General features: G+C 54.1%; 9 protein-coding genes and 1 other annotated feature. Of the genes, 8 read left to right on the forward strand and 1 reads right to left on the reverse strand.

What is annotated here, in order from left to right; genetic code table 11:
- Positions 1 to 79: 79 nt before the first annotated feature.
- Both GYMC10_RS08630 and leuS read left to right on the forward strand, forming a co-directional pair.
- Positions 80 to 961, forward strand: a complete 882-nt coding sequence (locus GYMC10_RS08630; RefSeq protein ID WP_049788678.1) for an AraC family transcriptional regulator — start codon at positions 80 to 82, stop codon at positions 959 to 961.
- A 40-nt stretch (positions 962 to 1001) separates the two neighbouring features.
- Positions 1002 to 1262, forward strand: a binding site (T-box leader).
- An 89-nt stretch (positions 1263 to 1351) separates the two neighbouring features.
- A complete protein-coding gene (leuS, locus tag GYMC10_RS08635) occupies positions 1352 to 3793 on the forward strand; it encodes a leucine--tRNA ligase (RefSeq protein ID WP_015734167.1) in 2442 nt (813 codons plus the stop codon).
- Here leuS and comER read toward each other — a convergent pair.
- Complete coding sequence (gene comER / locus GYMC10_RS08640) at positions 3774 to 4616, reverse strand: late competence protein ComER (protein WP_015734168.1); 843 nt, start codon at positions 4614 to 4616, stop codon at positions 3774 to 3776. The genes leuS and comER overlap by 20 nt on opposite strands.
- A 171-nt stretch (positions 4617 to 4787) precedes the next feature.
- Here comER and GYMC10_RS08645 point away from each other — a divergent pair, with 171 nt between their 5' ends.
- The 6 genes from GYMC10_RS08645 to holA all read left to right on the forward strand — a co-directional run bounded on the left by GYMC10_RS08645 (position 4788) and on the right by holA (position 12152).
- Entirely contained in the window at positions 4788 to 5450 is a 663-nt protein-coding gene (locus GYMC10_RS08645) for a ComEA family DNA-binding protein (RefSeq protein WP_015734169.1), read from the forward strand.
- A 48-nt stretch (positions 5451 to 5498) separates the two neighbouring features.
- On the forward strand, positions 5499 to 6017 hold the full coding sequence (locus GYMC10_RS08650; RefSeq protein ID WP_009590851.1) for a deoxycytidylate deaminase: 519 nt from the start codon (positions 5499 to 5501) through the stop codon (positions 6015 to 6017).
- Positions 6018 to 6132: 115 nt separating this feature from the next.
- Positions 6133 to 8847, forward strand: a complete 2715-nt coding sequence (locus GYMC10_RS08655) for a ComEC/Rec2 family competence protein (RefSeq protein ID WP_049788792.1) — start codon at positions 6133 to 6135, stop codon at positions 8845 to 8847.
- A gap of 184 nt (positions 8848 to 9031) precedes the next feature.
- Positions 9032 to 9580 (forward strand): RNA polymerase sigma factor, encoded by a 549-nt coding sequence (locus GYMC10_RS08660; protein ID WP_009590814.1) that lies wholly within the window; start codon positions 9032 to 9034, stop codon positions 9578 to 9580.
- Positions 9577 to 10845: a zf-HC2 domain-containing protein gene (locus GYMC10_RS08665; protein WP_015734172.1), complete on the forward strand. Its 1269-nt coding sequence runs from the start codon at positions 9577 to 9579 to the stop codon at positions 10843 to 10845. Before GYMC10_RS08660 ends, GYMC10_RS08665 begins: the two co-directional genes overlap by 4 nt.
- A 287-nt stretch (positions 10846 to 11132) precedes the next feature.
- Positions 11133 to 12152, forward strand: a complete 1020-nt coding sequence (gene holA, locus GYMC10_RS08670) for a DNA polymerase III subunit delta (RefSeq protein ID WP_015734173.1) — start codon at positions 11133 to 11135, stop codon at positions 12150 to 12152.
- Positions 12153 to 12202: the final 50 nt, after the last annotated feature.

Genomic DNA, 12202 nt, shown 5'->3' on the forward strand with positions numbered 1-12202 from the left:
TTTATAATAGAGAAAACCCCGTTACGTTGAGGGTTGGGGGTTAGACGACTCCAAAATCGCTAAAGGGGCGATTCTCTAAATGACCTCATCTGTCGATATGATGCCAGGCTTTGACCGCATGCAGCTTCAAGCGCCGTTCGATCTGACCTATTACAATGAACAGCCGCTGTCGGGAGGGCAGTTTCACTCGCATGCTTTTTATGAAATTTATTATTTCCATGAGGGACGCTGCACGTATTTGATCGGCGATTCCGTGTTCACCCTGAAACCGGGGGATCTGCTCCTGATGAACGGGCTTACGCTGCACTGTCCGAACGTTGAACCCGATTCCAGATATGTCAGGAGCATTCTGCATTTTGATCCGGCCTGGATCTGCAGGGGGCTTTCGGAGACGGCCAAATCGATATTGCTGGACCCCTTCGAAACGCTGCGGAATCATCGCATGACGCTGACGGGGGAGAACCGGGAAGAATTCGAAGGGATGCTGGCCGATATACACCGCTTGTCGTCCTCCACGGCCGGCTTTCGCCAAGAGCGGATGACCCTTCGAATCCAGGAGATGATGTACGTCATCGCCGACTGGTGCCAGGCCGCCGTGCAGGATCACGACTCGATCTCGGAGAAGGAGCGGCATGTCCAGCATGTCGTGTCGTTTGTCGAGGAAAATTATATGCTGGATCTGACGCTGGAGGGAATCGCCCGCGACATGCATATCACGAAACACTATTTATCCTCCTTATTCAAGGAAGTAACCGGAACGACGGTGTTCAAATATGTGTATCACCGGCGGATCAACCAGGCAAAAATCATGCTCAGGCTCCACCCCCATCTGAGCATAACGGAGATCAGCCAGGCGTCCGGTTTCAAGCATTTGGCCCATTTCAGCCGGATGTTCAAGGCCATGGTCGGGACCACGCCGGAACATTACCGCAGAAGCGGAGAAGAGCTTTCGTTGACTTGATCGCGCTTTTTGGGTATAATAGCCACATTAAAACGGTAATATGAACGCGATGATGAGGATCAATCGTTCCAATTTCGATCATGCAGAGAGCCGGTGTCTGGTGAAAACCGGTTGACGATAGGGATGAACTCGCCTCGGAGCAATGGTGTTAACCCGGCCGTCGGAGGGCTGTATTCCGGCAGAATCGGCCGATGAAGCATCGTCGTCTTATCCGCGATAAGGATGCAAAGGGAGCGAAAGGCAAAGCATGCCTTTGGCTAACTAGGGTGGTACCACGGGAATCAAACCTCTCGTCCCTAGCGATCAACGCTATGGATGATGAGGTTTTTTTGTTTTTTTGGGCAATGGCGCAGGCCTTGCCTCTCGACTGTGAAGGAGGAGCAATGAAGTATGACGGACAATCAACCAACCGGCCACGGCTACCAGCCGCAGGCCATCGAACCGAAGTGGCAGCAATACTGGGATGAGAACAAAACCTTTAAAACGGAAGAAACCTCGTCCAAACCGAAATTTTACGCGCTGGATATGTTTCCGTACCCATCGGGCGCAGGCCTGCACGTAGGTCACCCGGAGGGGTACACGGCAACGGACATCGTGTCCCGCTACAAGCGGATGCGCGGATACAACGTGCTTCACCCGATGGGATGGGACGCCTTCGGCCTGCCGGCAGAGCAGTATGCGATGGACACGGGCAAACATCCGCGGGAGTTCACCGTGCAGAATATCGATACGTTCCGCCGCCAGATCAAATCCCTCGGGTTCTCGTATGACTGGGACCGCGAGATCAGCACCACCGATCCGGAATATTACAAATGGACGCAGTGGATCTTTATCCAGCTCTATAAACGCGGCTTGGCCTATGTGGCCGAGGTTCCGGTGAACTGGTGCGAAGCGCTCGGCACCGTGCTGGCGAACGAAGAGGTCATCGACGGCAAGAGCGAACGCGGAGGCCATCCGGTCGTACGCAAGCCGATGCGCCAATGGATCCTGCGCATTACCGAATATGCGGATCGCCTGCTGGAGGATCTGGACGAGCTGGACTGGAGCGAAAGCCTGAAGGATATGCAGCGCAACTGGATCGGCAAATCCACGGGCGCCGAGGTCCGTTTTGACATCGAAGGGTATGATGGTCATCTGGAGGTGTTCACCACTCGTCCGGATACGCTGTTCGGGGCAAGCTACTGCGTCCTGGCACCGGAGCATGACCTCGTGGACAAAATTGCGACAGCCGATCAGCGTGAAGCGGTGAAGGCTTATCAGGATCAGGCAGCACGTAAAAGCGACCTGGAGCGGACGGATCTGGCCAAGGATAAAACCGGCGTATTCACGGGCGCGTATGCCGTCAATCCGGTAAACGGCGCCAAGGTACCGATCTGGATCGCGGATTACGTGCTTGCCGGCTACGGCACCGGTGCCATTATGGCGGTTCCGGGACATGACAGCCGGGACTGGGAGTTTGCGAAGCAATTCGGTCTTCCGATCATTGAAGTCGTTCAAGGCGGAAACGTCGAGGAGGAAGCATATACCGGCACCGGCGCGCACGTGAATTCCGGCTTCCTGAACGGGCTGGATAATGAAGCGGCTATTCAGGCGATGAATGAATGGCTGGAGAAAGAGGGCAAGGGCAAGAAGAAGGTAACCTACCGTCTGCGCGACTGGCTGTTCAGCCGTCAACGCTATTGGGGCGAGCCGATTCCGATTCTGCATCTGGAAGACGGAACGATGAAGACCGTGCCGGAAGATCAGCTTCCATTGCTTCTGCCGGATGTGGACCAGATTAAACCGTCCGGAACCGGCGAATCGCCGCTGGCCAACGTTACGGAGTGGGTGGAGACGGTTGATCCCGAAACGGGCATGAAAGCCCGCCGCGAAACCAATACGATGCCGCAATGGGCCGGCAGCTGCTGGTACTACCTGCGTTACATCGATCCGGATAACCATGACGAACTGTGCTCCAAGGAGAAACAGAAGGAATGGCTGCCGGTTGACCTGTACATCGGCGGCGTGGAGCATGCTGTGCTGCACTTGCTGTATGCGCGCTTCTGGCACAAAGTATTGTATGACCTGGGCGTCGTCGATACGAAGGAGCCTTTCCAGAAGCTGGTCAATCAGGGCATGATCTTGGGGAACAACAATGAGAAAATGAGTAAATCCCGCGGCAATGTCATCAATCCGGACGATATCGTGAACGAGTATGGCGCTGACACGCTGCGCGTATACGAAATGTTCATGGGGCCGCTGGAAGCGACGAAGCCATGGAACACCAACGGCGTTGAAGGAACGCACCGCTTCCTTTCCCGCGTATGGCGTCTGTTCATCGGAGACGACGGTCAATTGAATCCTAAAATCGTGGACGGCGAGGGTACGGACGAATTCAAACGCACGCTGCACAAAACGATTAAGAAAGTGACCGACGACTTTGAGCATCTGCGCTTTAACACAGCGATCAGCCAGTTGATGATATTCATCAACGAGGGGTACAAGAGCGAAGTGCTTCCTCGCAAGGCGATGGAGAACTTCGTCCAACTGCTTTCCCCGCTTGCCCCTCACCTGGCTGAAGAGCTGTGGAGCCGTTTAGGCTACACGGAGAGCGTAACTTACGTGCCATGGCCTGAGTTTGACGAGGCTTGGACCGTAGAGGCAGAAGTCGAGATCGTGGTGCAAGTCAACGGCAAAATCGTGGAACGCGCCAAAATCGCGAAAGACATGGACCAAGAAGCCATGCAACAACATAGCCTCTCCCTTCCAAATGTCAAGCAGGCGCTGGAAGGCAAGAGTATTCGCAAAATCATTGCCGTACCGGGTAAACTGGTCAATATCGTGGCCGGTTAATCGTAAAACCGAAGGCAGCATCCAGTTTGGCCAAATCCTCCTCATACTTGTCGTGTGTGGTTTGGATCAATTGGTAGAACAACCCGTTCAGGTTCGATTCCAGCAGTGCCAGAGCCTGGGCCGTGATGCCTCCGGGAACCGCCACCCGCTTTTGCAGCTCTTCGGGGGAGAAGCCCTCCTCCGTTAGCAGCTTGCCGGTGCCAAGCAGCATTTCGCCGGCTAGTGCATTGAGGGACCTGCGGTCGATTCCGGTCATTTCAACGGCAGCGTCGATCCATTTTTCCATGAATAAACTTAAAAAAGCAGGCCCGCAGCTGGAGAAATCGGAAGTGATTCGCGTGTGCGATTCCAGTATCTTGAGCGGCCTGCTGATATAAGACAGGAGGCTTTCTATAAGCTGCCTGTCTTCTTCTTTTATTCGGGAACCATACATGCATAACGATGCTCCGCCTCCGGTGATGTTAGTGATGCTCGGTATGATTTTCGCTACCTTGCAGGGCAGCGATGATTCCAGATGGATCAGTTGGACCGGACTTGTGATGGATATGGCGATTTGCCGGGTTTCGAGCCGATCCTTGATTTCGCCGATGACCGCTTTGAATTCCAACGGCTTGATACATAAAAATAGCAGGTCGCTTTGAGAAGCCGTCTCCGTGTTACAGCTGCATACCGTCAGACCGGGATGACGTTTTGCCAGCTGCAGCGGCTTTTCAGGGCTTCGGTTGCTGACCCGAATCTGCTCAGGCAGGAGTGCGCCCGATTGAATGAAGGCATCGATCAACAGACTACCCATGCTGCCCGTACCGATAAAACCGACCTTCATGTGTATGTTCCCTCCTTTCGCGCTTTACGGCAGAAATGTACCGTCCTTACGTCTAATGTATGCGGGGAAGATGCCGATTCATGACGGTTTTTCATGCGATTCCGGTGGGGAAGCCGAAGATTATTCCAGAGTTTGTACGAATTGAACTTTGAAGTTAAGGAGAGGTCTTGGATGAAACGGATATCTTTAGGTTGGAGTCTTGCCGCAACGCTTGCGGGCTGCGGACTCATCTTGTTTGCCGGCGGTACGGAACAGGGAATCGAGGGCTGGCAGCCGTTAAACGAACAGCTGGAGCAAGTCATGACCATGGAGGAGAGCGCCGGTGCGAAGGCGCTTGCTTCCGATTCCCGGGATAAGGATGCGGGAGGGGCTGCAGCCCCTGCTGACGCTCGAACGGATTCTGCTGATGCTGCAAAGACCGCTCAGGGTGGACAAGGCGAGCCCGCTACGAACGCGAAGGAACCGGTGCCAAGTCTGGACCCGGCTGCTGCGGCCGGGAATGGCCAAGGAGCGGAAGCCTCACCATCTTCAGCTTCTGATCAGGCAGCCGTTTCGCCGGCTTCATCCCCGCCGGAGGCTGTCGGTCAACCGGTCTCTGCCAATGAACCTCCAGCGCTGCCGCCGTCCATTCCGCTTCCGTCCGGATTGATCAATGTGAATACGGCGGATGCAGCCACGCTGATGGAGCTGCCCGGCATTGGCGAGGCCAAGGCCAAGGCCATTATCGATTACCGGAATCAGTTCGGCCCGTTTCGAACTCAGGCCGACTTGATGAACGTAAAGGGCATCGGGCCCAAAATGCTGGAGAAGATGAAGCCTTACGTAGGACTTTAGCTATGTGCTACAATAAAGGAGATATTGACAAGGAACAGGTGACAGATGATGAGTGCAGATCAACGTAAAGATTGGGATACTTATTTCATGGATATTGCCTTTATGGTATCTACCCGTTCTCAATGCCCTCGGCGTCATGTGGGAGCGGTGCTGGTGCAGGGCAAGAAGCTGCTCGGGACGGCTTATAACGGCGCGCCGATGGGGGTGCCGGATTGCTCGGAAGCAGGTTGTATGATCGCGGAGGATTATGAATTGGTCGTGCAGGACGGCAAGGAAAGCATGGTGAAGAAGCAGCGCTGCATCCGCACGATTCATGCCGAGCAGAATCTGCTGCTGTTCACGGACCGGATCGACAGGGAGGGCAGTACGGTGTACGTGACAGACGAGCCTTGCTGGACCTGTGCGAACATGCTTGCCAACAGCGGCATTGTCGAGGTTGTGTTCCATCGTCCTTATCCCAAGGACTCCGGCAAGGTGTCCCGCATGATGGAGCAGAAGGGGATTTCGTTTCGGCAGCTTGAAGCATACGAGCCGCCGCGCGAAACCTTGATGACGGTAGCGGAATAAATCATGCATTGACGATTGCGATTGATAGGAATAGAAAGTTATGGAGGAAGAACCTTTGACTGCGATTTGCAGGCAAGGGTTCTTTTTTTATTTCGTCAAGAAGGGGATGCATTCAATGATGAAACGAAGGCCATTACTTGTGTTTACCGTGTTATGGGTGATCGGCAGCGGTGCTGCATGCCTGTATGACGGATGGAAGCTCGCCGTGATCGCGGTCGGGCTAATTCTTCTATTATTAGCTGTATGCCAGTGGGTGGGCGCAGGGCGCCTGTTTACGATCTGCATGCTATGCTCATTGTGCGTATCGGGCTCGTACTGGGAATGGCATGATGAGGCGAATGTAAGTGATTTCGAGTCGGTCCTTGCATCGGAAGAGTCGACTGAACCCATTCCTGTTACTGCGTTCGGGGTGATTTCTTCTCCTGTCGAGGTGGATGGCGACCGGGCTGATTTCCAGGTAACCCTGCAGCGGGCTGATCTGATCCAATCCAAGCACCCGGCGGTGCAAAAACAAGCCGATCCGAATGGCAGCATGATGCTGAATACAGACGATATCGTTATGGTCCAAGTAAAACTGCTGGATAAAACGGAGCTGGAGATTGTGAACCAATGGCAGCGCGGGGACCGCATACAGCTGAGCGGGGAAATGCAAAGGCCTGGAGTGGCCCGCAATTTTGGCGGGTTTGATTACCTTCAGTATTTGCGTACTCAGAAGATTCATTGGATCGTCAAAGTGAAGGGCTCGGACCAAGCGGTGATCGAACCGCCAGACAGCTGGAAATTAAGCCATGTTCTCAGATGGAATGATGCCCTTCGCGACAAGCTTGGAAGCAAGCTGGATCAATTGTACGGCGGCATCCATGCGGGGTATATGAAGGGACTCGTCATTGGCAATCAGGATGACTTGGATCCCGATACATTCATGGAGTTCTCGCGTTTGGGATTGACTCATATTCTTGCGATATCGGGCATGCATGTGGCCGTGGTTGTAGGATGCCTGCTATTCGTATGCACAACCCTTCGAATGACGAGGGAGGCCTCGCTGACTGCGGTGATGTGGCTGATTCCCGTATATGTCCTGCTGACCGGGGCGAGTCCTTCCATAGTGCGCGCAGGCATCATGGGAATGATCGGTTTGTATGCTGCGCGGCGGCGGCTTTTGAAGGATGGGCTGCATATCCTCAGCGTGGCCGCGCTTGCCATGCTGGTGTGGAATCCGTATTTTCTCGTGAACGTCAGCTTTCAGCTCTCCTTCATCGTGACGGCGGGCTTGATGATATTCGTGCCGAAGCTGATGCCGCTGCTGGCATTCTTGCCCCGCTGGCTGGGGGGAACCGTCGGCATAACGGTCGTGGCGCAGCTGATTTCCTTTCCGCTCACCATCCATTACTTCAACCAGGTCTCGCTTATTTCCGTTTTCGCCAATCTGATCCTCGTTCCGGTCATTAGCCTGGTCGTCCTGCCTTTAGGCATGGTGTCTCTGTTGATGGGGTGGGTATGGATGCGCGGGGCGGGCTGGCTGGCCGCCGTGACCGAATGGTTAAACCATATCACGTTCCGGATCGTTGAATGGATGAATGGTTCCTCGGTTTTTATGACATTGTGGCCGTCCCCGTCGTTAGCCTGGATACTGTGTTATTTCGTTGTCCTGTATGCATTGCTGTCCATCCTGAACAAAAGATTTAAGAATCCCGAGGGAGGGCAGAACGCTTCGAATGATACGGAGCCATTGGACGGACGCCCGTCATGGGGCGGCAGAGCAGATTTGTCCGGCGTGGGCACGCTGCCGATCGTGGGCCGTTTGGCCGGTGCATTGCGATGGAGAGGCTTCCTTCGTGCCAGTCATCATATCGAACGGTATGCCCCGGGAGCTGCGATAGCCCTGCTGTCCGGGGTTTTGATTGTTCTGCTGTACAGCGGCTATCAATCGCCGTCTACGCAAGGGGCGGGACTGGTGCAATTCCTGGATGTGGGACAGGGAGATTCGATATTGGTCACAACGCCTTCGGGCAAGCATGTTCTCATTGACGGTGGCGGGACGGTGAATTTTCGCAAGGAGAAGGACGCCTGGAAGGAAAGGAAAGCTCCGTACGAGGTAGGAGCGAAAGTGGTGGTGCCTTTGTTGAAAAAACGGGGCGTGCACCAGCTTGAAGCCGTCATCATGACCCACGGGGATCAGGACCACATAGGGGGACTCCTGGCTGTTTTGCAGGAAATCCCCGTGAAATCCGTCGTGTTTAATGGGACCTTGGCCGAATCCGCTTCCTTCCGGAAGCTGATGTTATCCGCGGTTGAACAGCGCATTCCCGTATATCGGGCAGGAGCGGATTCCGTATGGAAACTTGACGGTCACACGGAGATCCGATTTTTATCCCCTCTTTTCCCAGAAAGTGGAGAAGTCATCAAAGCATTACCGTTGATTAAGGAGCAAAATCATGCTTCACTAGTATTTGTCCTTCAGATGAACGGCAGCCGCGTCTTATTTACCGGGGATACGGATCAAGCAGCCGAACGGAAAATACTGCAGCACCTGGAGGGGCAATCCCAAGATGACGCAGCCTCACGGCTTGCTGCCGAAGACCGGATCGACGTCATGAAGGTGGCCCATCATGGAAGCAAGACATCCACATCCGCGCCATGGCTGAATGCATGGAAGCCGACGGCTGCGGTAATTTCTGCCGGCGTCAACAATATGTACGGTCACCCTCATCCGGACGTGGTCGGCCGCTTGGAACGTTTTCGGTCCATCATCTATCAAACCAACCTTCATGGCGAAATCCAGATGAGGATCAAGAACGGGCATATTGAGACGCGAACGAAGATTCCATGAAGACGCCCGCTGTTCCTGGGACCGGGTTTCGTAGTATGATCTTTATAGGAAAATGCAGCGGATGACTATAATCTTTATATTTGGTATAGTTAGATGAAGTTTCCTGAAAAAATTAATAGGTTACATACTGCAACATTTTTTAATTCTATCCGTCTGTATGTATGCAGGGAGAGGGGGATCCACTGTGGTGGAGCAGGGACTCATAAGAGCCGCTCAATCGGGCGATCGCGACGCTCTAATCACCCTATTGCGAGAAATTGAGCAACATGTTTACCGAACTGCTTATTACATTTTAAACAATGAACAGGATGCCATGGATGCAGCCCAGGAAGCACTGATACGCGTATATACGAAGATCAACTCCTATGAGGAGAAAGCCCAGTTCAAGACTTGGGTCCAGCGGATCGTTACCAACATATGCATCGATAAATTCCGCAGAACGAAGCCGACGGTTTCCATCGATGAGCATGACATGGTGTTTCGGGATCATCTCGACGTGGAAAGGGAAGTGATGTCGGGCTATCTGGCCCAGGATATCCAGGAGGCCATTAACCAACTGCCGGATCATCATCGCACGGTCATTGTCTTAAGGTATTTGCAGGACCTGTCCTACAACGAAATCGCTGATTGTCTGAACCTTCCGCTCAATACGGTGAAATCCTATTTGTTCAGGGCCAGGCAGCAGCTGCAGAATATGCTCCAAGAGCATCAGAAAGGTGGTGTATCAGGATGAATTGCCAAGAGGTGGTGGAACGCATGCACCGCTATTTGGACCGGGACCTTACTTCCGATGAGACGGCCCAAATGTATCAGCATATTGCCGTGTGTCCCGAGTGTGCGGAGACCTTTAACATATTAAAGTCATTAAACAGAGAGCTTGAAGATCTTCCGGCCGTTACCCCGCCTGTCAGTCTGGTAGACGCTATCATGCCTAAACTGGATGCCATCGACCGTGATCGCGAGAGCCTTGTCGCACCTCCGGCCGTGAAAAGCCAGGAGCCTGCCGAAATGATGCCGGACATTCGGCGTCCGCGGCGTGCGGGCAGCTGGTGGAGCACGGTTGGCGGAAGAACGGCGATCGGGGCTGCCGCCGCTGTACTTATTCTCGGCGTCGCTATTTTTAATTATGAACCGAAGATGTTATCCGATGCGGAGATTCCGTATGAAGAGGCGAGCACGACCAGCGCGGGAGCAAATGAGGATTCGGCCGAGACGGAGATTCAGGATATGGTTCAGCCGTTTGCCGCCGATGGCGGCGCGGAGACTGGCGGTACGGCGAACGAGGGGAGCGATCCTTCCGCAGGTTTGCGGAGTTCGCCGCCGGAATCGTCGGAATCCGATCCGAATCCGGGCTCGAACGACGAATCAAAGGAGAAGACAGAGCCATCGGATGGGGCTAAAGACATCAGGGAAGATGCAGCAGCCCCCGATGCTCCGGTTCAGAAGAACAATGACGGGGAGCCTCAAGCGCCAGACCAACCTGCAACAAGCAGCAATGAGGTACCCAAAAAAAATGACGCAAGCCCTTCGAACCCTCCGGCCGACGAGCCTGGGCAGAACTCGGAGAGCATGAGCATCCAGACTTCGCCTAATGAAGCAATGGACGTCCAAACCGAGAAGGTGCCGCCGATCAGCGACCCTGCCGGCGATGCAGGCGCTGGAAGCACGGAATCTTCCGACCGTTCCACCGGATCGTACCAAGGGCTGGCGATGGTGCCGGAACAATGGCCGTCCCCGGATGGTCTGTACAGAGCCTCCCTGGAGGCCGAATATCTGGTGATCTATCGCCTGCCGTCGGGAGACCAGACTTCAGCTGAAGCGGTCGAAACGGTCGAGAGGATTCCGCTTGGCGGAAGCTGGGTATCCGGTCAATGGTCCGAGGACGGCTTAACGTTCAAGTACAAGGTACAGACGAACAAAGAGTTGGTTGAATCCGTCTACTCCATAGAGAAGGCTCAGCCGCCGGCGTCTGCGGGGCAGAAGCAGCCTAAACCATAGAATTATACAGATATAAATACATTCGGCGCACCAATGCCGGGAGATATGAATACAATATATTAGAGAGAGCATTATACCAACTACCGTCGTATGACCGGCGGCGAGGTGTTTCTAGAGCATGCTTGCCGGCGTTTATATAGATGTGTTGGGACGAAGGGACCTTGCCGCTGCCTACAGCCGAGGTCTCTTTGTTTTCGCGTGGGCGATTTCGTTTTTTATGTTTGACGTCTATCGCATTCGGGCACTGTTTTTTGGTATAGTGTACAGAGTAGAAAGGGGGGACGCCGATGGATGCCAAAGCGGCGGCCAAGGCGGTCAAGCAGGGAGACGTGTCTTCCGTCTATTTGCTGTATGGCAGCGAGAAATTCCAGATGAAGGAGTTCGCCGAATTTCTGGAAGCCCAGCTGATCCCGAAAGAAGACCGGGATTTTGCGCTGGTTCACATGGATTTAGGGGAAGTTCCGATACAAACCGTGGTAGAGGAAGCCGAGACGGTTCCTTTTATGGTTCAGAAAAAACTGATATTCGTCCGGGATACGGCTTTTTTTACGGCTGCAAAAGATAACGGGAAAGTGGATCATCGTCCAGAGGCTTTGCTGGATTATTTGACCGATCCCGCAGATTATAGCGTGATTGTCTTTATGGTGGGGCAGGAAAAGCTGGATGAGCGCAAGAAGGTAGTCAAGGCGGTCAAGAAGTCGGGGGTTGCCCTTTCCTTCATGCCTTTGGGCGGGGATGAACTTCTTCGCTGGGTGGACAAGCAGGTGAAGAAAGGCGGCTGCACGCTGCGCGCAGGCGCGGCGGAAGCGCTTGTTCGGAATGCGGGAACCAGTCTTCAGGCTTTATCGGGTGAAATCGAGAAGCTGTGTTTGTATGCGGGAGCCGACGGAGCCATCGATGTTGCAACCGTGGATATGCTGGTGGCGCGCAGCACGGAACAGAATGTGTTTGCGCTCGTGGAGGATATCGCCAATCTCCGATTGGACAAGGCGCTCGGGATCTATTATGAGCTGCTGAAGCAGCGTGAGGAGCCCATCAAGATTGCGGCCCTGATTACCAGACAGTTCCGAATCATTCTGCAGGTGAAGACGTTATCCACCCAGAGCTACTCGCAGCAGCAGATTGCTTCCCAAATCGGGGTGCATCCTTATGCGGTGAAGATTGCTGGCGAGCAGGCCCGCAAGTTTCAGACGGCACGTCTTGAAGGCATATTGAACCATCTCGCCAATCTGGATTACCAGATGAAGACCGGGGCCGTGGATAAGGTGCTCGGAATCGAGTTGTTCCTGCTGCGGCTTGGCGCGTAAGCGAACCGAAATAACTCAAGAGCGTACGGGGACGCGCGAGCGGCCGTACG

Origin of the sequence: Paenibacillus sp. Y412MC10 (assembly GCF_000024685.1) — a bacterium.
In the GTDB taxonomy this organism is placed as follows: domain Bacteria; phylum Bacillota; class Bacilli; order Paenibacillales; family Paenibacillaceae; genus Paenibacillus_AQ; species Paenibacillus_AQ lautus_A.